The organism is Arthrobacter sp. A5, from assembly GCF_051131705.1.
GTDB lineage: Bacteria > Actinomycetota > Actinomycetes > Actinomycetales > Micrococcaceae > Arthrobacter_M.
In genome coordinates, this window is sequence record NZ_CP180316.1 from 4,283,744 (window position 1) to 4,305,726 (window position 21,983).

General features: G+C 63.6%; 23 protein-coding genes and 2 pseudogenes. 4 read left to right on the plus strand and 21 right to left on the minus strand.

The features are described from left to right. Positions 1 to 24: 24 nt before the first annotated feature. Positions 25 to 780 carry a sugar isomerase domain-containing protein gene (locus tag ACLLJI_RS20420; protein ID WP_434616280.1) on the minus strand — a complete coding sequence of 252 codons (756 nt, stop codon included), beginning with the start codon at positions 778 to 780 and terminating at the stop codon, positions 25 to 27. Further along, positions 773 to 1,702 (minus strand): MurR/RpiR family transcriptional regulator, encoded by a 930-nt coding sequence (locus ACLLJI_RS20425; protein ID WP_434616283.1) that lies wholly within the window; start codon positions 1,700 to 1,702, stop codon positions 773 to 775. Before ACLLJI_RS20425 ends, ACLLJI_RS20420 begins: the two co-directional genes overlap by 8 nt. 143 nt (positions 1,703 to 1,845) lie before the next feature. On the opposite strand from ACLLJI_RS20425, the gene ACLLJI_RS20430 reads away from it, so the two are divergent. Then, positions 1,846 to 2,856, plus strand: coding sequence for an N-acetylglucosamine kinase (locus tag ACLLJI_RS20430; RefSeq protein WP_434616286.1), 1,011 nt, complete (start codon positions 1,846 to 1,848; stop codon positions 2,854 to 2,856). Between the two features lie 4 nt (positions 2,857 to 2,860). Here the strand turns inward: ACLLJI_RS20430 and ACLLJI_RS20435 are convergent, their stop codons facing one another. From ACLLJI_RS20435 to dnaB, 5 genes are all read right to left on the minus strand, one after another. Beyond that, entirely contained in the window at positions 2,861 to 3,202 is a 342-nt protein-coding gene (locus ACLLJI_RS20435; RefSeq protein WP_434616289.1) for a hypothetical protein, read from the minus strand. 131 nt (positions 3,203 to 3,333) lie between these two features. Then, positions 3,334 to 3,927, minus strand: a complete 594-nt coding sequence (locus ACLLJI_RS20440) for a hypothetical protein (protein ID WP_434616292.1) — start codon at positions 3,925 to 3,927, stop codon at positions 3,334 to 3,336. A 79-nt stretch (positions 3,928 to 4,006) separates the two neighbouring features. After that, complete coding sequence (locus ACLLJI_RS20445; RefSeq protein WP_434616295.1) at positions 4,007 to 5,329, minus strand: MATE family efflux transporter; 1,323 nt, start codon at positions 5,327 to 5,329, stop codon at positions 4,007 to 4,009. A gap of 131 nt (positions 5,330 to 5,460) precedes the next feature. Next, positions 5,461 to 5,757, minus strand: coding sequence for a hypothetical protein (locus ACLLJI_RS20450; protein ID WP_434616298.1), 297 nt, complete (start codon positions 5,755 to 5,757; stop codon positions 5,461 to 5,463). Positions 5,758 to 6,130: 373 nt separating this feature from the next. Next, the gene (gene dnaB / locus ACLLJI_RS20455; protein WP_434616301.1) at positions 6,131 to 7,516 is read right to left on the minus strand and encodes a replicative DNA helicase; all 1,386 of its coding nucleotides are present in this window, start codon (positions 7,514 to 7,516) and stop codon (positions 6,131 to 6,133) included. A gap of 577 nt (positions 7,517 to 8,093) precedes the next feature. Here dnaB and ACLLJI_RS20460 point away from each other — a divergent pair. Continuing rightward, positions 8,094 to 8,597 carry a hypothetical protein gene (locus ACLLJI_RS20460; protein ID WP_283560993.1) on the plus strand — a complete coding sequence of 168 codons (504 nt, stop codon included), beginning with the start codon at positions 8,094 to 8,096 and terminating at the stop codon, positions 8,595 to 8,597. 52 nt (positions 8,598 to 8,649) lie between these two features. On the opposite strand, the pseudogene ACLLJI_RS20465 reads toward ACLLJI_RS20460, so the two are convergent. Beyond that, positions 8,650 to 9,487 (minus strand): annotated as a pseudogene (locus tag ACLLJI_RS20465) (PhzF family phenazine biosynthesis protein). A 31-nt stretch (positions 9,488 to 9,518) separates the two neighbouring features. Between ACLLJI_RS20465 and ACLLJI_RS20470 the strand changes: the two are divergent. Beyond that, complete coding sequence (locus ACLLJI_RS20470; RefSeq protein ID WP_434616304.1) at positions 9,519 to 9,815, plus strand: hypothetical protein; 297 nt, start codon at positions 9,519 to 9,521, stop codon at positions 9,813 to 9,815. Between the two features lie 65 nt (positions 9,816 to 9,880). Here the strand turns inward: ACLLJI_RS20470 and rplI are convergent, their stop codons facing one another. The 5 genes from rplI to ACLLJI_RS20495 all read right to left on the minus strand — a co-directional run bounded on the left by rplI (position 9,881) and on the right by ACLLJI_RS20495 (position 13,595). Continuing rightward, positions 9,881 to 10,330 (minus strand): 50S ribosomal protein L9, encoded by a 450-nt coding sequence (gene rplI, locus ACLLJI_RS20475; protein ID WP_283560996.1) that lies wholly within the window; start codon positions 10,328 to 10,330, stop codon positions 9,881 to 9,883. Positions 10,331 to 10,347: 17 nt separating this feature from the next. Continuing rightward, positions 10,348 to 10,587 carry a 30S ribosomal protein S18 gene (gene rpsR, locus ACLLJI_RS20480; protein WP_196397754.1) on the minus strand — a complete coding sequence of 80 codons (240 nt, stop codon included), beginning with the start codon at positions 10,585 to 10,587 and terminating at the stop codon, positions 10,348 to 10,350. An 84-nt stretch (positions 10,588 to 10,671) separates the two neighbouring features. Further along, positions 10,672 to 11,256, minus strand: coding sequence for a single-stranded DNA-binding protein (locus ACLLJI_RS20485; RefSeq protein WP_283560997.1), 585 nt, complete (start codon positions 11,254 to 11,256; stop codon positions 10,672 to 10,674). 62 nt (positions 11,257 to 11,318) lie between these two features. Then, positions 11,319 to 11,624, minus strand: a complete 306-nt coding sequence (gene rpsF / locus ACLLJI_RS20490) for a 30S ribosomal protein S6 (protein ID WP_283560998.1) — start codon at positions 11,622 to 11,624, stop codon at positions 11,319 to 11,321. Positions 11,625 to 12,314: 690 nt separating this feature from the next. Beyond that, the gene (locus tag ACLLJI_RS20495; protein ID WP_434616309.1) at positions 12,315 to 13,595 is read right to left on the minus strand and encodes an MFS transporter; all 1,281 of its coding nucleotides are present in this window, start codon (positions 13,593 to 13,595) and stop codon (positions 12,315 to 12,317) included. 121 nt (positions 13,596 to 13,716) lie between these two features. On the opposite strand from ACLLJI_RS20495, the gene ACLLJI_RS20500 reads away from it, so the two are divergent. Next, positions 13,717 to 14,367: a DUF1345 domain-containing protein gene (locus ACLLJI_RS20500; RefSeq protein ID WP_283561000.1), complete on the plus strand. Its 651-nt coding sequence runs from the start codon at positions 13,717 to 13,719 to the stop codon at positions 14,365 to 14,367. Between the two features lie 68 nt (positions 14,368 to 14,435). Here the strand turns inward: ACLLJI_RS20500 and ACLLJI_RS20505 are convergent, their stop codons facing one another. From ACLLJI_RS20505 to ACLLJI_RS20540, 8 genes and pseudogenes are all read right to left on the minus strand, one after another. Continuing rightward, complete coding sequence (locus tag ACLLJI_RS20505; protein ID WP_434616312.1) at positions 14,436 to 15,719, minus strand: M18 family aminopeptidase; 1,284 nt, start codon at positions 15,717 to 15,719, stop codon at positions 14,436 to 14,438. Positions 15,720 to 15,858: 139 nt separating this feature from the next. Further along, positions 15,859 to 16,582 (minus strand): annotated as a pseudogene (locus tag ACLLJI_RS20510) (response regulator). 67 nt (positions 16,583 to 16,649) lie between these two features. Next, positions 16,650 to 17,660, minus strand: coding sequence for a sensor histidine kinase (locus ACLLJI_RS20515; protein WP_434616315.1), 1,011 nt, complete (start codon positions 17,658 to 17,660; stop codon positions 16,650 to 16,652). 29 nt (positions 17,661 to 17,689) lie between these two features. After that, on the minus strand, positions 17,690 to 17,938 hold the full coding sequence (locus ACLLJI_RS20520; RefSeq protein ID WP_434616318.1) for a hypothetical protein: 249 nt from the start codon (positions 17,936 to 17,938) through the stop codon (positions 17,690 to 17,692). A gap of 34 nt (positions 17,939 to 17,972) precedes the next feature. Further along, positions 17,973 to 18,881 (minus strand): ABC transporter permease, encoded by a 909-nt coding sequence (locus ACLLJI_RS20525; protein ID WP_434616321.1) that lies wholly within the window; start codon positions 18,879 to 18,881, stop codon positions 17,973 to 17,975. Between the two features lie 5 nt (positions 18,882 to 18,886). Further along, positions 18,887 to 19,927 carry an ABC transporter ATP-binding protein gene (locus tag ACLLJI_RS20530; RefSeq protein ID WP_434616324.1) on the minus strand — a complete coding sequence of 347 codons (1,041 nt, stop codon included), beginning with the start codon at positions 19,925 to 19,927 and terminating at the stop codon, positions 18,887 to 18,889. Between the two features lie 202 nt (positions 19,928 to 20,129). Next, complete coding sequence (locus ACLLJI_RS20535) at positions 20,130 to 20,957, minus strand: ABC transporter permease (RefSeq protein WP_434616327.1); 828 nt, start codon at positions 20,955 to 20,957, stop codon at positions 20,130 to 20,132. After that, positions 20,954 to 21,958, minus strand: a complete 1,005-nt coding sequence (locus ACLLJI_RS20540) for an ATP-binding cassette domain-containing protein (RefSeq protein ID WP_434616330.1) — start codon at positions 21,956 to 21,958, stop codon at positions 20,954 to 20,956. The genes ACLLJI_RS20535 and ACLLJI_RS20540 overlap by 4 nt, the downstream gene beginning before the upstream one ends. Positions 21,959 to 21,983: the final 25 nt, after the last annotated feature.

The following is a 21,983-nucleotide window of genomic DNA, read 5'->3' on the forward strand; positions in this document are numbered from 1 at the left end:
GAACGGCTCCGGTAATTCCGCAGGTCATGCCTCGCGCCTGATTTTGCCCTGATAGAGGTTTTCGAGGCCCTTGTTGTGTTCGTCGCCACCCGGAATATTCGCCGAAATATAGAGGGGCGGTGTCTTCCCCGCGGCCGCGAGCCGACGGGCCGTTCCGATCGTCAGCAGCTGTGCAATGAACGCTGCCGTGATCGATGAGACGGCGCCGACACCCCCTATACCTGGAAGTTCGAGTGTGGTGTCGCCGTAAGGAGCCTCGTTATCGATGACAACGTCGGCGATCTCACTGAGCCGCATACCACTGGGGTGCTTGGTCTCGACGGCATTGGTATGCCGTAGGCTGGTGACGGCGATGACCTTGTGTCCGCGGTCTTTCGCCAGCAGCGCCAGGCCCACGACCGATCCGTTGACCCCGGAGTTCGAGGCGATAATAAAGACGTCCGCCGCGCCGATGGGAGATATATCGAAGAGTTCGTCGACGACGGCGGGGTCCCTTTCCAGCGAGGAGCCGCCAAGAGTGCCCGCTTCGCGGCCGCCCCTGAGGACGACGTCGCGCAGGGCGATCTTATTGGTCGGGATCAGTCCTCCGGCGCGGCCGGCGAACTCCATCGAGAAGGCCTCGGAGTGACCGGTGCCAAACGTTTGCACTACGCCGCCGGCTTCCAGGGCGTTGACTATCAGATCCACCGCCCCGTCCAGACCGCCGGACCGGGCCTCCGCAGCCAGCTGGTCCAGTCTGCCCGTGACCTCAAGCAGATACCCGTCCACCACGTCAGACATGGTTCCTCCTCTTTCGTGACGACGTCGCGGTGTACAGACTGTCGTGTTGATCCACCCTTGAGGTCGACCGGGTAGACCGACGGTGCGGTGCGACGGCCATCGCGGAGGAAGCAAGCTTCGTCGTGGTCTGCGTGAAGTTGAGCTGGGCCACCAGCAGATAGAGCAGATCCAGCACCAGCAGCTGAACGTGCTTGGCCGAAAGATCGTCGGGCTGAAGGAACTGCTCGTGGACGGAGGTAATGATCTGCAGGTCCGCCGCCTCCGCAAGCGGGGAACCCGGGTTGTTGCTCAAGGCCACCGTCATGGCTCCGGCCGCACCGGCCTGCCGCAGCATTTGGATGGTCTCCTCGGTCCGGCCGGTGTTGGAGATACCGATGGCCAGACAGGTGCTGTCCTGGATGGCGGCGCTGGTCAGACCGGCGTGGGCCTCCGACCAATGGTGTGCATTGATTCCGATCCGGTATAACCTGGACTGCATCTCTTTGGCCATCAACGCACTGCCACCGATGCCGTAAATGTCCACATGAGTACTGAGCGCGATCCGCCGGGCGATCTTATTCATCAGCGCCATGTCCATGACCGTCGCTGTTTCGCGCAGTGACCGAGTGTGTGCGTTGACCAAAGTACTGAGGACGTCCTCCGGAGCATCATCCGGACCAAAGGCGCGGCCGATGTCCACCTTCCAGGATTCCTTGGCATCGCTGCGTCCGGCATCCCCGGCAATGGCCACACGGAAGGGGACGTAGCCGGTGTAGCCCAGGAGCCGGCAGAACCGCGTCACGGTGGCCGCGGAGGTCCCCGTCTGCTCGGCCAGTTCCAAGATGGACAGTTGGATCGGCGCCGCCGGATGCTGGAGCAGATATCCGGCGACCTTAGCCATGGCTGCCGGCATTTCGGGTAGCTTGGCCTGAATGCGGTTCACGACACCCACCGCAGTACCAGCCCCACCAGCAGACGTGAACGTTGACATAAATGAAAATCCGTTTCTTGATTTCGATCGATCCTTGAAAACTATTCTCAGACCCGATGTGTGTCAAGTCATAATGTAGACACGGAATGGTAACGATGCAGAATATTCTTGCCTTTGACGCCGGAGGAACGTCCACCCGCGCCGTCATATTGGACCGCTTGGGCAGCTGCCTTGGCTACGGCAGGGGTGGCAGCGGAAACCCTGTTTCCAGCGGATTTGCGGTCGCGTTGGCATCCCTGCGCGGGGCACTGGAAGGCGCCGCGGCGCAGCTGGGAGCGGCGTCCGGCGGCTACTCTTCGGCGGTCATCGCGATGGCTGGCTCGTCCGTGCACACTTCGGCGGACTTGCTCTCTGGAGAACTAGCGGCGCTCGGGCTGCGGGGAAGCCTTGTGATCGAAGCTGATCTATTGGCGACGTTTTTTTCCGGGACCTTTCATGACCAAGGGTATGCACTCGTGGCGGGAACCGGCGCGGTGGGAGCACGAATCAAGGACGGCAGGCTCGACGCCGTGGCGGACGGAATGGGCTGGCTGCTCGGCGATGCCGGATCCGGGTTCTGGATCGGTCATCACGTGGTCCGAGCCGTCACCGCAGCGGTGGATGGACGCGGGCCGCGGACTCTGCTGACCGCCGCACTGATGGATGCCCTCGGCATCGACCCGGGACTGGCCGCGATCATCCAAGGACGCCCGGCGGCGGCCCAGCAGATGGTCGACGCGCTCTACGACCTGCGGCCGGTGGAACTCGCCCGCTTCGCCCCGCTTGCTTTTGAAGCCGCCCAGAACAAATCCGCACCGGATCCAGTCGCGCGGGAAATACTGGAAGGCGCTGCCAGAGCCCTATCCGCCACCCTCGGTGCCGTGATTGATCCATCAACCAGGGGACCCGTCGTATTCGGCGGCAGCATCCTCAGCAGGGATTCCCCGCTGGCGTCGTCGGTGAAGCGGTCACTGCCCGGCCCCGCACTCGAAGGCGCAGGAGTGATACGGGTCGCCGACGGCGTCGTGGGGGCCGCGGTGCTCGCGTTGCGGCACGCCGGGGTCACCGTAGACGCAGCAGTCTATTCCCGGATCGGCAACACGTTGGCGGCCCTTCGCGGACCCTAGCTGGCTACTGCCGGGAGCCGCCGTCGTCGTTACGCGGCTTCTGCTGCCGACGCTGGTTCTGAGCCAGCCGCTCAGCGGAGGTGAGATTCACACCTGATCCCTTGCCCAGGTGTTCGGCGTTCTCCTTGTAGCTCATGGACAGCATCGCGGCCACGACCAGACAGACAATGAAAGCGACGCCGAACGCGATGGCCGCGAGATCCCAGCGGGGCGTATGCGCGGTGCCTCCAGTTGAGAAAACCAGCGTCACGACCCCCGCGATCAATCCCAGCACAAAGGAAAACCCCAACGGCGCCTTTACCGAGATCCGCGGTTCCCCGGGCGTTGCCGGTCTCTTCTCCGCCACGTCATGTCCTCCTGTTGTTTCCGGCGCTGCCGGTGCTTTGCCCGTTCTGCAGGGCGGCACGCGCAAATGTTGTCCCGCGGCAGAGCCCACCCGCAAGTTCTACGCGGAGTAGAAGGCCCGGTATCTCTAGTTTACGGCCTGGCCGGCTTCCCCGCGTCGAAGCGGATGGTCAGGCCGGCCAGCAGCAGCAGGGCTCCGGTGACGATCGAGCCGCCGCCGGCCACGCCAAGGAGAGCGTGCGGCCCCAGCTCCGTGAAAAAGGGAAGCACCACAGCCGTACCGATGCCCACAATGCCTGCCGTGAGCCAGTCCCGCGCCAACAGGTGTCTCCCGCGGTATTTGATGCCCAGGTAGAGCTCACCGAGCCCGAGCACGAACAGCCCCGCCGCCCCGATCCAGGCCACAAAAGAGTTCGAAGCATGGAAAAACAGGATGAAACCGCAGGCTGCAAGGACGCCGGCAGGCAGCGCCAAGGCAATGAAGTTCTTGTTCGTTTTGGCCAGGCGTAGGTGCTGCAGCAGCCAGCTCAGGGAGGCGGCGGAGGCCAGGAAATACACCCCGATTGCCAGTCCCATCCCGGCGGTGTTCGGCGCGGCCCAAAAAACCGTCACCGCGCCGAAAACCAGACCCACAAGGGCGCGCAACAGCACCGGTTTCCACAGCGACGCCGGCTGCGCCGGGCTGCCGGCCTCGGGCAGGAGAACGGGTACGGGAGGTTCAGTCACCGTGCCAGTTTAGTCGCCCTAGCTAGGTTCCCGCGCGGTTCCTGATTCCCGTCGACTCCAGTATGCAAATGTGCAATCCCTAGTGTGCCCCGGCTCGCATCCAGCGAGTGCTCCGCGCCCGTAGCCCGAGGGTCAACGCACGCGCGGCCATATAGCCCAGTGCGAAGGCCGCCCACAGCCAGCCCAGCCCGCCCGGCCCGGTTCTTGCTGCAGCGGAGACCCAGAACAGCAGCGGCAGGTAAACCAACAGATTGGCCACGCCGGCCAGCGCCAGGTACCGGGCATCGCCGGCTCCTATCAGCACGCCGTCCAGCACAAAGACAAGTCCGGCGAGCGGTTGGCCGATGGCGAGCACCAACAGGGCCGACGCGAGCGCTGCATGCACCCCCTGGTCCGGGGTGAACAGCCACCCGGCCCAGGGCCCGGCCACCAGCAGCAGCAGTCCGGTTCCAGCCCCAAAGACCAGTCCCCAGCGGACCATGGTGCCGGTCAACTCCTTGACTCGGAGCACGTTCTCCGCGCCGAGCTCCTTGCCGACCAACGCCTGTGCCGCGATCGCAAGCGCGTCCAACGCGAACGCCAAAAAGGTGAAGATCGTCATGGCCAACTGGTGGGCTGCCAAATTCACGGCCCCCTGCGCCGTGGCCACCAGCACGGTGGCCAGGATGGCAATCCGCAGGCTAAGCGTACGCAGCATCAGCCAGCTTCCCACCCGCGATACAGCACGAATTCCAGCCCAATCAGGAGCCAACTGTACCCCGTGTTGCCGTGCAGCCCGGGCCACGATAACCAGATAGACCCCCGCCATACCCCACTGCGCGATGCTGGTCCCAAGCGCCGAGCCAGCCACCGAGAGGCCCAGCCCGAACACCAGCAGCAAGTTCAGTGCGATGTTGACCATAAAGCCCACACCCGCCACCAGCAGCGGCGTCCGGGTATCCTGCAGACCCCGCAGCACGCCCGTTGCGGCCAGCACCAGCAGCATTGCGGGCAGCCCCGGCATCGAAAACCGAAGATACTCGACGCCGAATTCCAGAACAGGGCCGCTGGCTCCCAGCAAACCCAGGGCGGGCGCGGCGAGCGCGTACCCGGTTATCGCGAGCCCGAAGCCCAGCAGTACCGCCAGCCAGAGCCCGTCCCGCCCAACGGCGAGCGCGTCAGCCAGCCGTCCGGCCCCCAGCAATCGGGCGACGGCCGGCGTCGTCGAATACGCCAGGAACACCAACAGCCCGACGGCCGTCTGCAACACCGTCGCCGCGAGTCCGACGCCAGCCAGCTGGTCCACGCCAAGGTGCCCGACAATCGCCGAATCGGCGAGCAAGAAAAGTGGTTCCGCAATCAGCGCGCCGAAGGCGGGGACCGCCAGATGCAGGATCTGTCGGCTGATAGTAGTTGTGGGCACCGGACAATGCTAGCCGTCAGCGACCGACCCCCTGGCCGTCAGAGCGACCATGGACGCCCGGAGTTCCCGCAGCACGAGTTGTACGTTGATGCGGTGCCTGATATCGATCTCCGTACCGGCGAGAGTGGAAATCAGCTATGGCGCCCTCCAGGGAATAGCCGTGATGCACCAAAACCCAGCGCTCCGTGGCTAAATCCGCCGGTCAGCCTTTCCTTGCCCGCCAGCGGATGGCTACGGCTCATGGCCACATCCAACGGTTCAAAGACCAGCGGCTCCACGTTCAAAGTGCGCGGACACGCGGGACTGTTGGGCAGCCGGTGAGCCAGCACCAGATCATAATCGGCCGTCAGCAGCGGAAAGTCCTGACCGGGCACTCCTCCGTTCCGGCCCTGCTGGCCCTCCGATTCGTCGTCGCTGTTCTCTGACAATACTGCCCATTTGGTACTGGCACGGCCGCCGATCCCCGGCCGAGCCGAACGGTTGACTGGCCTCATCCTGGGCCTCACGCAGGCGGCCGTTCTACTGCTGGAGACTTCCGGTGTCTCCCTGACGCTTGCCACCAACGCCGGGCTGATTATCTCGCTGACTGTCATCTTCACTCCCATGCTCGAATCCGTCGCAGCCCGACGCTGGCTTCCGCCGGCGTATTTCGTCGCCGCGGTCGTCTCCGTCGTCGTCGGAATGGCCATTGGCGGCGAAAGCCTGGGCCCTCCCGCCGTGGCCGGCGCCGTCCTGATCATCGCCGCCAGCTACGCCGGCCAGCGAATCGAGACAAAATTCAGGACAGGTCTGCCAGCGAAGCTAGAAGGAGCCGGTGCCGGCGGAGTCAACGGCCATGTTGGAGAATCGGGAATAGTGGCCCTGGAATCCGACGACAATGGTCTTGGTGGGACCGTTACGGTGTTTGGCCACGATGACGTCAGCCTCCCCGGCCCGCGGTGATTCCTTGTCATAGATATCCTCGCGATGCAGCAAGATCACCATGTCCGCATCCTGCTCGATCGAGCCCGACTCGCGAAGATCGGAGATCATGGGCTTCTTGTCCGTACGTTGCTCCGAACCACGGTTCAGCTGCGAGAGTGCAATGACAGGGACCTGCAGTTCCTTGGCGAGAAGCTTCAGCGCGCGGGAGAACTCGGAGACCTCTTGCTGGCGCGATTCGACCTTTTTGCCGGAAGACATCAGCTGCAGGTAGTCCAGAATGACCAGCTTCAACCCGTGCTGCTGCTTAAGCCGACGACATTTCGCCCGGATCTCCATCAAGGACATGTTCGGGCTGTCATCGATGAAAAGCGGTGCATCATTCATCCGACCCATCGTGGTGGCAATCTTGGACCACTGATCGTCCTTGATGGTTCCTTTGCGCAGATCCTGCAGGCTGATGGTGGCTTCGGCTGAGAGCAGGCGCATGGCGAGCTCGTTGCGGCCCATTTCCAGCGAGAAGACCACCGTCGGCAGGTTGTGCTTTATCGCCGCGGAACGGGCCCAGTCCAAAGCGAATGTAGATTTGCCCACGGCCGGCCTGGCCGCGATAACTATCATCTGCCCGGCGTGCAGCCCGTTGGTGAGTTCGTCGAGTTCGTAGAATCCGGTAGGCACGCCGGTCATGCCTTCACCACGGTGCCCGGAGGCTTCAATCTCGTCGACGGTTGATTCCATCACGTCCTTTAGGGCGACGTAGTCTTCCGCGGAGCGGCGCTCGGCGACGGCGTACACCTCAGCCTGGGCGGCGTTGACGATGTCTTCAACCTCGCCGTCGTTCGCGTACCCGAGCTGCACGATCTTGGTGCCGGCGTTTACGAGCCGCCGCAGGACCGCGCGTTCACCGACGATTTCGGCGTAAAAGCCGGCGTTGGCCGCGGTGGGAACGGATTGGATCAGCTGGTGCAGATAGGCCGGACCGCCGATTTTGGAAATTTCCCCGCGCTTGGTCAGCTCATCCGCCACGGTGACCGCGTCCGCAGGTTCACCACGCCCGTACAGATCGAGGATTGCCTCATAGATACTCTCGTGCGAAGGGCGGTAGAAGTCGTTACCGCGCAGCACCTCGACCACGTCGGCGATGGCATCCTTGGAGAGCATCATGCCGCCGAGCACGCTCTGCTCCGCAACGAGATCCTGGGGCGGGGTGCGGGCAAAATCCGGTTCGCGGAGGGTCCCGACCGAGTCCACATTCGTCGTTGACATCGGTAATGCCCCTTTCGTGCCGCGCAGGTCTGCCGACCGTGAACCGACAAGATGCCGGACTGTTCCGCGGATACCTCATTCCTAACAGCCGGCACCGACAAAGTGCGTTGCTGGGAAGGGATCCTCAGTCACGGTAGACCCTCAGCGCAGGACAGCCAACCCGAGCCTGTGGATAACTTGTGAATAGTGCGGGCGTGTCTTGTGCACAGGCTGGGGAGAACGCTGTGGATATCATTAATTATTCCGCTCTCATACGGCTCTGACCTGCGAAAACGTTCCCCACAACCTGTGGAGGAAAAGAAGTTTTCCTCCAACCTTCATCCACAGCTTACGTGTTGACAAAGCGTCGCACTGCCGATAGCCGGCCGCGTGCAAATGGCGAAGTATGCACCCCTGGTATCGCCATTGGATCCCGTCGGGGGCGTCTGACCACGGCGTATTCCCGTACGGGCATACCCCCGGCCGATGAGCGTCTGACCGCCGGTCGCGAGCAGTCACATAATCCGTTGCGAGCATAGGATTGGCTGCGCCGCACCGGACCGTTCGCAGCTGGCCAAAGGTGGCATATGCTCGGGTTATGGACTGGTTCATTGTGGTGCTCATCGCGGTCGTCGGAGTCATCGTGCTTGTCTGGGCAGCCAAGGCGGGCAGAACCGGGAAGAGCGGCCTCTCCGACGCCGACCGTTATCAGCAGGAGCTGGCGCGCAAGGCGCAGGCGCAGATCCAGGCGTCGGCGCGCTCGGCCGCACAGCGCCCGGCCCATCCGTCCCAGCGTACCGGTTACTCTCAGGCCAACGCTTACCGCACGTCGCCCGCTCAGGGACAGAACGAAACCCACGGCCAGAACGTCGCCCGGGGTCAGAATGAATCCCACGGGCAGAACCTTAGCGGCCGTAACGGGGGCCAGAATGGTGGTCGCTTTGCCGGCCAGGACCAGCCCATGTCAATGGATCCGCAGCTGGTCTCACAGCTTCAGGCGCTCGTTCGCAACGGCAGCAAGATGCAGGCCATCGCGCTGCTGCGCTCCAAGACGGGTGTTGGCCTCATGGATGCGAAGACGTTCGTGGACCGGCTCGGGTAACAGCGGTGCGGGGTAACAGCGGGCGCTGAGCCTCCACCGCTGGGTCTCGCCGTTAGATCCCAACCGTCCCACTGATGCAGGTTCGGCAGCGTCCGCCCACCCAGATGTCCGTTCCGTCCGCCTCGATATAAATCCGTCCAGCCCGGCCCAACACGGTGCCCTGCGAGGCAACGTAGCGCGTCGGTGCCCGCCCGGAGCCGATCAGCCATTGTGCGGCTCCAGCGTTGAAGCTGCCGGTGACCGGGTCCTCTGTCACCGCGTCGTTGGCAATGAACGTACGCACTTCGAAGTAAGTCTCCGATCGTGCTGTGTGTGGCCCTATGATCCCAACCTTGAGTCCGTCGAGCGCAGCATAGTCAGGGCGGACGTCGAGGACCTGCTGCGCCGAGCCAAGCAGTACGCCGATCCACTCCGGTCCATTTATCAGCCACGAGACGTCCAGCAGCTCCGCAGCCGCCAGACCAAGCCCCGCAGCAAGCGCACCCATCGTGGCTTCGTCCGGCGGTCCCGAGCGTGTCAGTGGCGGGGCCGCGAAGGCCAGCCGGTCGCCGTCGTGCTTCACCCTCACCAGACCGGCGGCACATTCCTGGATGAGCATGTTCCCACTCTTAGCCACTCCACCGGCCGCCAACCAGGCGTGCGCGGAGCCGAGCGTCGGATGTCCGGCAAAGGGAAACTCTTCAGTGGCTGTGAAGATCCTGATCCTATAGTCGGCAAGGGGGGTCGCCAGGCGGCAGCAGAAAGGTGGTTTCGGAAAGGTTGGTCCAGTTCGCGAACTGCTGCATCTGATCGCCGCTGAGCCCCTGGGCGTCCAGCACCACGGCGAGCGGATTTCCGCGGTACGGAGAGCCGGAAAAGACGTCAACTTGGGCAAACGGTCGCAGGGTCACGGCCACAGGCTATCAGGCCTAGACTGAGCCCATGGTGGACGGCATCAGGGGGACGGACGGCGGCACCGGAACGGGTGACGACCGCGCCGAAGCGGACGACGACCGCGACGCTCGTCAGCGGGCGGCGCTGCGGGCCGCGCTGGCCGAGAATCAGCGGGAGCAGGCGGAGGGGAAGCTGAGCACGCTGGAGCGGGTGCAAAAGCTTATGACCAGCGACGCGTTCACCAGCTATGCCACCTTTGGACGTGCCGGCACCGATCCGGAGAGTGCCGATCCTGAGGGCAGTGGTCCCACCGGGGACGGCAAAGGGCCCCTACCCGATGGGTAGAGGCCCTCGCCTTCAAACCTGCGGGATACCCAAACTCGCTTGGAGTCCCTTCAACTGTTGATCGATTAGCTGGAAACAACGTCCAGGTTGATCACAGCGGCAACGTCCTCATGCAGACGGACATTGGCGGTGTAGGAGCCAACACTCTTAATGTGCGCCGGCAATTCAACCTTGCGCTTGTCGATCGTGCCGAGCCCGGCAGCCTCGACTGCCTTGGCTACATCTTCGGCCTTAACGGTACCGAAGAGGCGGCCGGATTCCCCGGCCTTGACGACGAGCTTGACCGGCTTCGCGGACAAAGCAACGGCCTGGGCCTGGGCAGCTTCAACCGAAGCATGCGCACGAGCGGCACGGCCAGCCTTGATCGACAGAACCTGCTTCTCGCCACCCTTGCTCCAGGTCAGGGCGAAGCCGCGGGGCAGAAGGTAGTTACGGGCGTAACCGTTCTTCACCTCGACGATATCGCCGGCGGCACCGAGACCGGTGACTTCATGGGTCAGAATGAGCTTAGACATCTAGTTATCCCCTTCGCTTAGCCGCGGCCGGCGCCGGAGTAGGGCAGCAGCGCAACTTCGCGGGCATTCTTGATTGCCTGGGCGAGCTTGCGCTGTTCCTGAACGGTGACGCCCGTGACGCGGCGCGCACGGATCTTTCCCCGGTCGGAGATGAACTTGCGCAGCAATGCTACGTCCTTGTAGTCGATGACGGTGACGTCAGCGGCCTTCAAGGGATTGGACTTTGGTTTGGGCTTACGGAGTTCAGCCTTTGCCATCGTGGAGCTCCTTAGTATTCGTGGAGCCCGTGGATATGGATCCACGGGATGGTTTGCGACGGCAACTGCCGTCATGAATAGTGTTTAGAAGGGAGGTTCCGAGGAATCCGGACCCGCACCCCACCCTGCAGAACCACCGGAGGGCGCGCCCCACGGGTCGTCAGCCGGAGCGGACTGGCCCGATCCCTGGCTTCCGCCGCCACTCCAAGCCGGGTTTCCCCCACCGGAGTTGCCGCCGAAGTTACCGCCACCGCTGTTGCCGCCGAAGCCGCCGCCACTGTTGCCTCCGCCACCACCGCCGGAGCGCTGGGTGCGGTTGACCTTGGCATTGGCGTAGCGCAGCGAGGGGCCGATCTCGTCGACCTCAAGCTCCATCACGGTGCGTTTTTCGCCTTCTTTGGTCTCGTAGGTACGCGACTTCAGCCGGCCGGAGACGATCACGCGGGTGCCCTTGGTCAGGGACTCCGCAACGTTCTCGGCAGCCTCACGCCAAACGGATGCGCGGAGGAACAGCGTTTCGCCGTCCTTCCACTCATTCGACTGACGGTCAAAGGTCCGCGGAGTGGATGCGATGGTGAAGTTCGCTACTGCCGAACCTGACGGCGTGAACCGCAGTTCCGGATCGCTGGTGAGATTCCCAACGACAGTAATAATGGTTTCGCCTGCCATCTGCTCCTGCTTCCTGCTGGTGTGTTCCTACGGATGAAAACGCTGAAAAGCTGAAACCGGAATTACTCGGCAACGACCTTCTGGTCCTCGGGACGGATAATCTTGGTGCGCAGGATGGTCTCGTTGAGACCCAGCTGGCGGTCAAGTTCCTGGGTGGTAGCCGGAGCTGCGGTGAAGTTCACCACTGCGTAGATACCTTCGGTCTTCTTCTTGATCTCGTAAGCCAGTCGACGACGGCCCCAGATGTCTACCTTTTCGATGGTTCCACCATCGGTGGTAATGACACTCAGGAACTTCTGAAGCGACGGCTCAACGGTACGCTCTTCGACCTCGGGGTCGATGATTACCATCAGTTCGTAAGGACGCATATGTGAACCCACCTCCTTTGGGCTAAACGGCTACGGTCTTTCCGTAACAGGAGGTTCATTTGCGGTGACTGGGCGGGCTACGGACAGGAGCAAGCGGAAAACCCGCTACCGGCCGCCAGCACAGACTTATCTATATTACCGTAAGTACGACGGCGACAGGACCGGCTGTGGATAGCGGTCGTCTGTCCCTGTGGATACTTTCAAACGTCAAGTTCCGATCTGGGTTAAACTAGGTGCACATGCCGGGAACCTCTTCTGACACGGGGTCAGAGACCGCGCACGCAGTACTACGTTACGGCGCTGGCAGTGGAGGATTCAGGGCACGCAACCCAGCGGGTCAGCAACGCACCGCGTCCGAGGCTGGCCTTGGATGAGGCGATAACCGCGCTCGATAAATCCCAGAAACGGCTAATGCAGGACGCGTACTACCGGCAGGAAGCCTTCCGGCTCCTGTAACCTCGGCTCATAGCTGAATATCGATGATTGGGGGCGCACTGGCGCGCAGCGGTGAGGAAATCCGGGCGGCTCTGGTCAATTTTGCCGGCAAATGGAGCCCGTAGGCGGGCAGTGAGAAGGCGGAGGCCCAGACCTTCCTCAACGAGCTCTTTGAGTCTTACGGCTCCAATCGTCAGACCGCCGCGCTGATATCCCCCTGGGCTATTGATCTGCGGCGATGCGGGCCTGCCACCACTATTCCGGTAGGGGTCTGCGCGCCGTCTCCGGAAGGAAGATGTAGACCACCAGGGAAATGGCGGTCAGGACCATTACGTACCAGCCGAACAATCCTGGGTTGTTCCACTCGGCGAAGAGGGTGCCCATGAGCGGTGCCGTACCGCCAAAGAGAGCGACGGCCAGCGAGTAGGGGAAGCCGATGCCTGCGGCGCGGACATGGGTTGGAATTGTCTCGGCATTGATCGCCGCCGAGATGGAGGTGTAGCCGCTGAGGACGAGCATGCCGAGCATCATGACGCCAAGCGCGCCCCAGAAGCCGGATCTGGACACCAGATACAGCCCGGGAATGATTCCGGCGGTGAAGATCGCCGCAAATCCTATCAGCAGCGGCCTGCGGCCTATCCGATCCGAAAGCGCGCCCACCAGCGGTTGAATGAGCATGAAGAACACCAGGGCGATCGTCGACATCAACAGCAGCGGGCCCTGGCCCAGCGAGCCGTTGGCCTTGGCATATGTGGGCAGGTACGTGGTCCAGGTGTAGTACGTGATGGTTCCGGCGATCGTGATGCCCACAATCAGCAGGGACTGCCGGGGATACTTGATCAGCGCGTCGAAGACCCCGGCCCGCTTGGTCTTTTCCGGTTCGATGAATGTTTCCGCGGCGCCGCGCCGGATCCACAGGCCAACGAGGCTGAGAACCGCACCGAGGATGAACGGCACGCGCCAGCCCCAGGCATTCATGCCGGCTGAACCGAGGTTGAATACCAGGGCCGCTGCCAGGCCGGAGGCGATGAGCTGACCGAACGTGGTAGAGACGTATTGAAAGGAGGAAAAGAATCCCCGCCGGTTGGCGGGCGCGGATTCGACCAGGAAGACCGAATTGGCGGCAAATTCGCCGCCTACCGAAAGCCCGGAAATCATCCGGCCCAAGATCAGGATGATCGGGGACCAGACCCCCACCGCGTCAAACGTTGGTGTAAGGCCCACAATGAGGCTGCCCAGACCCATGGTGAGAATGGTCAGTGACAGGGTGTTTTTTCGGCCGATCTTATCCGCCAGATTGCCGATGAAAAGCCCGCCAATAGGCCGCAGCAGGAACGCCGCAGCGAAGATGGCGAACGCACTGAGCAGGGAAGCGGTGGGATCATGCGATGGGAAGATCTGACCGGAAAAGTTCACTGCCAGAAAGCTGTAGGCATACCAGTCATACCATTCGACGGCGTTCCCGACACCGGCTGCGGCGATCTGCCTGACGCCGTTGCCGGTACCCGTGGGATTGATGGTTGTGTTCGCCGCCATGTGATGCTCACCGTCGTTCGTGAATTCGTGCCACCGCTGACTCTGGCCACGATACGCCCGCCCGTCAAGAACCGCGGATGCGCGCCGTCCGGCCCGCAGCAACATGTGGGAAGATCGGGCCATGGCGATCACATCACTTCGGGCACGGCGCGCGCATCTGCGTTTTGCGATCATGATCCTGGCCGGGATAGTTGCCGGCCTCGGTACCGCGTTTTTGGGAGAGTGGATCTATGCCCCGGCGGTGGGCTGGGCGGCTGCGGCGCTGATCTACAACCTCTGGATCTGGCTGACCATCTCCCGCATGGATGCGGATGCCACGGCCCGGCATGCCGTGGAGGAGGATCCCCGGCGTTCCACCGCTGATCTGTTGATTCTGTTGGCCGCCCTGGTCAGCTTGGCCGCCGTCGTTCTGGTCATGATCGCGGCGCAGGACGCCAAGGGCATCGCCAAACTGCTGCTGGCGCTCCTCGCCTTGGGCACCGTGAGTCTGTCCTGGCTCCTGGTGCACACGCTCTTCACCCTGCGTTACGCGGAAATCTACTACTCGCGGCGCGTGCCGAAGGGAATCAGCTTCAATCAGGACGAGCCGCCGCAGTATACGGACTTCGCCTATACCGCCTTCAGCCTGGGCATGACGTACCAGGTCTCGGACACGGACATCCAAACGCGTGAAATGCGCTCCGCCGCGCTCCGGCACAGCCTACTGGCCTACGTCTTCGGCACCGGCATCCTCGCCACCACCATCAACCTGGTGGTCAGCTTGGCCCAGTAGCGCGCCGGTCCCCGCGCGGCCGTGAACTCAGCCCACGGGCCAAGGTCGGGGGCTCAGACCACCGGCGCTCAGGCCACGGTCCCGAAGAAGACCTCTGCCACCCGGGCCAGCCGGAAGGGATCTTCCACCCCGCACAGTTCCCGGGCCGAGTGCATCGACAGCAGCGGCGTGCCGACATCGACTGTCCTGATGCCGAGCCGGGTGGCCGTCAGCGGTCCAATGGTGGAGCCGCACGGCATCACATTGTTGGAAACGAATTCCTGATATGGCACCCCGGCACCCCGGCATAGGCGCGCCCAGACGGCAGCCCCGGCACCATCCGTAGCGTAGCGCTGATTGGCATTGATCTTCAGCAGCGGGCCGCCGTTGAGCACCGGACGGTTGGCCGGATCGTGGCGCTCCGGATAGTTCGGATGCACCGCGTGCCCGGCGTCGGCGGAGACACAAAAGGAATTACTGAAGGCGCGGCGCCGTTCGCTCACCGTCGCACCGAGCCCGTCGGAAACCCGGGTCAAGACATCCTCCAGGATCGGACCGCAGGCGCCGGAGCGGGAGGCGCTGCCCACTTCCTCGTGGTCAAAAGCGGCGAAAACTGCGATCGGGCCGTCCGCCGCGCCGGCTTCGGCGGCCGCGATCAAGGCAATGAGGCCGGCATGGACGGAGGTCAGGTTGTCCATCCGGCCGGCGGCGAAGAGCTCCCCCTTCGCCCCGAGGACGGCAGCGGCCTGCGTGTCGGCAATGACGACGTCGTACCCGCCGATCTGCGCCGGGTCCAGGCCGGCCTCGGCCGCCAGCAGCCCGAGCAGATCAGCGCCGGCCGGATCGCCGAGTCCCCAGACCGGATTCATGTGCTGCTGCTTGTCCAGCACCAGCCCGTCGTTGACCCCGCGGTCCAGGTGAATGGCGAGCTGGGGGAAGCGCAGCAGCGGGCCGCTGGCCACCAGCGCCTCGGTCCCGTCCAGCGCCACCAATCTGCCCGCCAGCCTCAGTTCGCGGTCCAGCCAGGAATTCAGCAGCGGACCGCCATAGACTTCCACGCCGGCCTGCAGCATGCCAAACCTGCCTGTGGTGGGCTTGGGTTTGAGCTTGAAGGACGGAGAATCCGTGTGCGCACCAAGAATGTTGAACCCGGTGACCGCCGTGGCATGCTCCGGCGTCAGCCAGGCTATGATGGCACCGTCGCGGATGAGGAAGAACCGCCCAGGTCCGCCGGTCCAGGCCTGCGATTCAGCCAGTTGGGTGAACCCGGCGGCGGTCAGCCGACGTCCCGCCTCATGGGCGGCGTGAAAGCTCGACGGCGACGAGCTGATGTAGGCGCCCAGGTCCAGGATGTGGTTCACGGCTTCAGTCATACAACGATTTAACCAAACATCCGTCACCCCTGCAGCCACAGCCGATGGTTCACGAACCCGGATTGAATTCCGGCAATCACACACCTGGCCGCTGGTATGCGGGGATAGGCGCGGCTACCGGCGCCGATGAAGCGATCGTTCAGTAGTCGGGGTTGCTCGGCACCACCAGGCCGGTCTCATACGCGTAAACCACCACTTGGACCCGGTCCCGAAGGTGAAGCTTCGTCAGAATCCGGCGCACATGGGTCTTCACCGTCGCCTCGGACAAAAAGAACGTGTGCGCGATCTCGGCATTGGAGAGGCCCTCCGCGATGGCCTGCAGGACCTCGGTCTCACGTCGGGTCAGCTCGGCCAGCAAAGGGTCCTTGGACTCCTGCCCGTTCCGCGGCGGCCGGGAGCGGACAAATTCTCCAGCAGCCGCTGGGTGACCCGCGGGGCCACCACGGCATCCCCACTGGCCACCAGATGGATAGCGCGGATGAGTTCGGCGGGGGCAACATCCTTGAGCAGGAAAGCGCTCGCCCCCGCCTGCAGCCCCGCGAACGCATATTCGTCCAGGTCGAAAGTCGTCAAAATGATGATCCGGGCGCAGCTCCCGCCCGCGGTGATCTTCCGGGTAGCGGCAATACCGTCCATAACGGGCATCCGCACATCCATCAGGACCACATCGGGCCGCAACAGCGCCGCCTTGGCTACCGCCTCGGCACCATCGGAGGCCTCCCCACCACGACGATCGACTCCTCACCCTCCAGAATCAGCCGGAACCCCATTCTCAGCAGCGGCTGGTCATCAACCAGCAGCACCGAAGCGGCGGCGTCTGCCCCAGGCGTGCCGCCGTCGTCGTCGTGCGCAGGCAAACTCATGGTCTCCTCAACGGTGGGCCAACGTTCGTGAAGTGCGGACGGACTCTCGGTTCGAGAGTCACCGCGGTCAGGTGTTCAGTACGGCCTCAACCACCCACCCGCCGTAGGGGCCCGGGCCGGCCTGCACCGTTCCAGCATAGATGTTGGCCCGCTCCCGCATGCCGACAATCCCCTGCCCCGTACCCACGGAAGGGACTTCTAACGTGCTGCCGCGCCCGTCGTCGGATATCCGCAGCCGCACCTGTCCGCCCCAATGCGTAATTTCCACCTGGACCCGTGAAATTGACCGGCCGTAGCGCAGCACATTCGTCCGCGACTCCTGCAGGATCCGGTAGACGGTGAGCTGAAAGGCGGGGTCCGTCGGGAGCGCCGGTCCTGTCCGGGTCAGCGTCAGTGGCAGACCCGCCGTCCGAAAGCCGTCCAGCAGACCATCGATGCCTGCTCCGGCCGGCAGCGGTCGTCTCGACTGCGACGTCAGTGATCCGTCCGCCCGCAGCACGCCGAGCACCCGGCGCATATCGGCGAGAGCGGTGCGTCCCGTCTGGGACAGTTCCGCAAGCACCTGGCCGGCGCGCTCGGGACTGCGTTTGACGACGACGGCGGCCCCGTCCGACAGGGCGATCATCACGGTCAGCGAGTGCGCCACCACGTCATGCATTTCACGGGCGATCCGGTTCCGCTCGGAGACCGACGCCAGCTGGGCATTGCGGTCCGCCCAGGCGCGCAGTTCCATCTCATGCTCACGGTCCCGCCGTACGTTCAGTCCGATTCCGGTGGCGACCACATTGGACAGCAGAACGACGGCGGCGGCAATGATGCCGGTCAGCGCCAGGTTGTCGGTCCCCTCTGAAACCATTCGGGTAGGGAGCCTGAAGAGGAGGAGGAACACCAGCAGCAGCGGCAGGCTGACCGCCGTCGTCGTGATGAAGCTGAAAACCCGGCCGCGCTGCACCGCGACGGCGTACAGCCCGAACCACAGACTCAGGCTGGCGTTACTGGAGAGCGGGTCCTGGACCAGCAGCACCGTTTCGATCACCGCCAGCACGACGACGGCGACAGGCCGGCGCCGCCGGAACATCAGCAGACCGGCGGAGACGACGGTCAGAATCAGGTGCAGAAACTCACCGCGATCAGCCGCGGGATTACCGTGGACGCGGACAGCAGGAGGTAGATGGCGACGATCACGAGATCCATGACCAGCGGCCGTTCGTAAAAGTACCGCCGGAACGCTCCGCGGCGCCTCGCGGTGAGTTCGGCCGGGGACACGGCCGCTATGCCCTGCCCGCCATGCAGTTCGGCAGTGGCACCGTAGGCCGTCCGTTCCGCCGGTGCCCCTGCCTGCTCTGTGGTGCCCATGGTGGTGAGCCTAGGTGCCCTGTTTCCCCGCAGGCTAGAGGTCACGCTTCTTGAGCGTGACCACTGCCGGAATCAGGAAGACCAGGATCCAGGCCAGGAAGATCAGGCCACCGGCCCCCGGATCGATAAAGGCATCGCGGTGCCCGATCTCCAGCATCCTGCCGCCGGCCACGCTGGGCACGTACTCATTGACATGCATCCAGAATTCCCCCGGCACCAGGCCGAGCAGCGAGGTGGCGAACGGCAGCACGAAGAACAGCGCTACCAGCACCATGATCCCGCCGGCCGAATTGCGCAGCAGCGCTCCCAGCGACAGACCGATCAGGGCGACGCCGGCAACGTACAGGCCGCCCATGAAGATCCCCTGCACCACGCCGTCGCGCTGCAGGCTCATGCTGACCCCGTAGGCGTGCAGGATCGGAATGGAGATCAGGAAGGTGACGAACGCCGCGACAAGCGTGAGAGCATAGGCCACCACAACCAGCACAATGGCCTTGGCCGCGAACGCCGGCAGGCGCCTGGGAACGGCTGTCATTGTGGAGCGGATCATGGCGGTGGCGAACTCGGAGGAAATGAACAGCACCGCCAGGGATCCGAGAATCAGAATGCCGATTTGCAGACCGGCATTGGGGACACCGTAAATGTCGAAAGCCGGCGGCAGACTCTGTTCCGCCATGGCCTCGGTCAGCTTGACGCCGCGCGCGCCTTGGGCCGGCCCCCTTTCTGCCGCACCACTCATGAGCTGCTGTATCACCGTTCCGCGAAGCCAGGCCGCCAACGTGCCCACGCCGATGACGGCCACGAAGGCGCACAGCACCAGGAGTTTGGTGGACAGCAGCGAGCGGAATTTGATCCATTCGGACTTCAGCACACCGCCGAAGGTCAGTCCGGCCGAACCGGCGGTCGAGGGGACGGCAGACTTGGCCGTTGTTGAGGTACCCATAGCTCTTACTTTCCTTCCGCGCGGTCGAAACCGCTGCCGGTCATCGGATCGGCATTCGTGCCGGCCGGGGGGAAGCCGCCCGGGGCGGGGACTGCAGCGGCGAAGGGGCCGGGACCTGAACCCGAGCCGGGGCCGCTGTCGAGTGGATGGGAGTGGTATTCGACCTCGTCCTTGGTCAGATCGAAGTACGCCTCTTCCAGCGAGGCGTTCAGCGGGGTCAGCTCGTAGATCAGCACCCGGTTGTCCAGCGCGATGCGGGCAATCTGGTGAGCATCAAGGCCGGACACCTCCAGTGTCTCGTTTTCGCCGCTGTTGACACTCACACCGTTGCCGGCGAGCAGAGCGGCCAGCTCGGAGACCTGCTGCGCCCGTACCCTGGTCCGGGCCTGCTGGTTGCCGGCGATGATGTCCTTGATCGGGGCATCGGCGATGATCCGGCCACGGCCAATGACGATCAGGTGATCCGCGGTCTGGGCCATTTCGCTCATCAGGTGCGAGGAAAGGAAGATGGTTTTGCCTTGGCCGGCCAGGTACCTGACCAGGTTGCGCACCCAGAGGACACCTTCGGGGTCCAGCCCGTTGACCGGTTCATCAAGGATAAGGGTCTGCGGGTCGCCCAGCAGGGCGGCGGCAATGCCCAGACGCTGCCCCATGCCCAGGGAGAATCCGCCGGCTTTTTTCTTCGCGACCTCCGCCAAACCGGTCATTTCGATGACCTCGTTCACCCGATGGTCCGGAATATTGTGCGTCGCCGCCATGGCCAGCAGGTGGTTGTAGGCGCTGCGGCTGGTGTGCACGGCCTTGGCATCCAACAGGGCGCCGACCTGGTGCAGCGGATCCTTGTGATTGGCGTACGGCAGCGCGTTCACAATGACAGATCCGGCGGAGGGACGATCCAAGCCCACGATCATCCGCATCGTGGTGGATTTGCCGGCCCCGTTGGGCCCGAGGAAACCCGTCACCTGGCCGGGCCTGACGGTGAAGGTCACGCCTGCCACGGCGGGTTTTTCACCGTAATGCTTAGCGAGGTTTGTTGCCTCGATCATGTGATCATCCTCTTGTGTAGATCTGCCGGCAGCCTGGTGGCTGCTGTCTGTCGATTTCAGCCTCAACGCTACCCACCCTCCGGGCATTAAACGTCTGTCTGGGGGATGATTCAGGGTCCGCTCCGGGTAATCCGCAGGGATGACATCGGGATTTATCTTCGGATCGGCCCCGGGACCGACCCGGTCCAGGCCCTCCTAAAATCTACCGGGAACTGATGGAGGCAAATTTCCGCACGCACAGCGGCACGAAGACCGTCAGCATCACGAGGGCGCCGATTATCACGGTGGGAATGGCATGCTGCATAGGCCACGCATACGGAATGGGCGCAGTACCTAGGTTCCCGAACAGCTGCCGCGCGGCCTGTACCAGGGCCGAGACCGGATTCCAGTCCGCGAATAGCCGCAGCGGAGTGGGAAGGTTGCTGCTTTGAACGAAGGCATTGGAAATAAAAGTCAGCGGAAACAGCACCACAAAGGAGGCGTTATTAATGGTCTCCGGACTCTTCACGCTCATCCCCAGCAGGGCCATCACCCAGCTGAAGGCATAGCTGAACAGCAGCAGCAGGCCAATGACGGCCAGAAAATGCAGCACGGAGGAGTTCACCCGCCAACCCACCGCAAGACAGGTGGCGATCATGATCAGCATGGAAATTGCGTTGAGCAGCAGGTCACTGTTGGTGCGCCCGATCAGCACCGCCGAAGGACTCATTGGCAGGGTCCGGAACCGGTCAATGATGCCGGCTTTCAGGTCCTGGGCCATGGCGGAGCCGGAAAACGTTGAACCGAACACCACCGTCTGACCGAAAATCCCCGCCATCAGGTACTGCGTGTAGTCCGTCCCCGTCACCGCGATGGACCCGCCATACACCTGGCTGAAGAGCAGCACAAACATGATCGGCTGGAGTACGGCGAAGAGCAGCATGTCCGGCGAGCGCTTCATCTTGATCAGATTGCGCTTCGTGACGATCCATCCGTCGGAGAGCCACAGTGCCGCGGGATTGAGCCGGACCTGGGGCAATGTCGTGGTCATTGAACCCTCTTTTCCGTGACCTTCTCCGGTCCACTGGCGTGGTCAGCCATTTCCTGGCCGGTGCCGTGCCCGGTGAGTCTGAGGAATACGTCATCGAGAGTGGGCCGGCGGATCCCGGCATCGTGCAGGGCAATGCCGGCATCGTTCAGTGCCCCCAGGACCCTGTGCAGGGACACCGGCCCGTTGATCACCCCGACCTCCAGGCTTCGGCCGTCACCGTCCGTCGAGGGTTCGCCCTCGCCGTGGCGGGTCAGGATTTCGCGGGCCGCGTCGGCGTCGGACTCCGCGACCAGCGTGACTTCCACACGGTGGCCGCCGATCCGGGCCTTGAGCTCATCCGCCGTACCCTCCGCGATGACCTTTCCGTCGTCGATCACGGAAATCTCATCCGCCAGCTGGTCGGCTTCCTCAAGGTACTGCGTGGTCAGCAGCAGCGTCGTCCCGTCCGCCACCAAGGACTTGATGACGTCCCACATTGCCAGCCGGCCGTGCGGATCCAGCCCTGTGGTGGGCTCGTCGAGGAAGAGGACCTTGGGCCGGATAACCAGGGCGCCGGCCAGGTCGATCCGGCGTCGCATGCCGCCGGAGAACCCTTTGACCGGCCGGTTCTGCGCGGCCGTCAGCTCAAACATCTCTATCAACTCGCCGGCACGCTGTTTCGCCAGTTTCGCGCCCAAATGGTAGAGCCGCCCGACCATTTCCAGGTTTTCAAAGCCGGTGAGATTTTCATCCACTGCCGCGTATTGCCCGGAGACTCCGATGATGCGACGCGCGGCCTTCGGGTCACGAAGGACATCAATACCGGCGATGCTGGCGGAGCCGGCGTCGGGCCTGGTCAGCGTCGTGAGGACCTTCACGGCCGTTGTCTTGCCTGCTCCATTGGGTCCCAGCAGTGCCTTCACTGTCCCTTCCGGCACGGCGAGATTCAGCCCATCGAGCGCATGCACAGCTCCGCCCTTGGCCTTGTAGACCTTCGTCAAACCGGTTGCCTCAATGATCACGCGTCACCTGCTTCGTTAACGGTCC

Bases quoted from the DNA above. Each gene is read 5' to 3' on its own strand.
- ACLLJI_RS20470 (WP_434616304.1), top strand. From the start codon at position 9,519: ATGGTGGACGGCATCAGGGGGACGGACGGCGGCACCGGAACGGGTGAC.
- ACLLJI_RS20520 (WP_434616318.1), bottom strand. From the start codon at position 17,938: ATGGGCACCACAGAGCAGGCAGGGGCACCGGCGGAACGGACGGCCTAC.
- rpsR (WP_196397754.1), bottom strand. From the start codon at position 10,587: ATGGCAAAGGCTGAACTCCGTAAGCCCAAACCAAAGTCCAATCCCTTG.
- ACLLJI_RS20485 (WP_283560997.1), bottom strand. From the start codon at position 11,256: ATGGCAGGCGAAACCATTATTACTGTCGTTGGGAATCTCACCAGCGAT.
- ACLLJI_RS20515 (WP_434616315.1), bottom strand. From the start codon at position 17,660: ATGTTCCGGCGGCGCCGGCCTGTCGCCGTCGTCGTGCTGGCGGTGATC.
- ACLLJI_RS20430 (WP_434616286.1), top strand. From the start codon at position 1,846: ATGCAGAATATTCTTGCCTTTGACGCCGGAGGAACGTCCACCCGCGCC.
- ACLLJI_RS20495 (WP_434616309.1), bottom strand. From the start codon at position 13,595: ATGGCGGCGAACACAACCATCAATCCCACGGGTACCGGCAACGGCGTC.
- ACLLJI_RS20535 (WP_434616327.1), bottom strand. From the start codon at position 20,957: ATGACCACGACATTGCCCCAGGTCCGGCTCAATCCCGCGGCACTGTGG.
- ACLLJI_RS20530 (WP_434616324.1), bottom strand. From the start codon at position 19,927: ATGATCGAGGCAACAAACCTCGCTAAGCATTACGGTGAAAAACCCGCC.
- rpsF (WP_283560998.1), bottom strand. From the start codon at position 11,624: ATGCGTCCTTACGAACTGATGGTAATCATCGACCCCGAGGTCGAAGAG.
- ACLLJI_RS20460 (WP_283560993.1), top strand. From the start codon at position 8,094: ATGGACTGGTTCATTGTGGTGCTCATCGCGGTCGTCGGAGTCATCGTG.
- ACLLJI_RS20420 (WP_434616280.1), bottom strand. From the start codon at position 780: ATGTCTGACGTGGTGGACGGGTATCTGCTTGAGGTCACGGGCAGACTG.
- ACLLJI_RS20500 (WP_283561000.1), top strand. From the start codon at position 13,717: ATGGCGATCACATCACTTCGGGCACGGCGCGCGCATCTGCGTTTTGCG.
- rplI (WP_283560996.1), bottom strand. From the start codon at position 10,330: ATGTCTAAGCTCATTCTGACCCATGAAGTCACCGGTCTCGGTGCCGCC.
- ACLLJI_RS20505 (WP_434616312.1), bottom strand. From the start codon at position 15,719: ATGACTGAAGCCGTGAACCACATCCTGGACCTGGGCGCCTACATCAGC.
- ACLLJI_RS20525 (WP_434616321.1), bottom strand. From the start codon at position 18,881: ATGGGTACCTCAACAACGGCCAAGTCTGCCGTCCCCTCGACCGCCGGT.
- dnaB (WP_434616301.1), bottom strand. From the start codon at position 7,516: ATGTCAACGACGAATGTGGACTCGGTCGGGACCCTCCGCGAACCGGAT.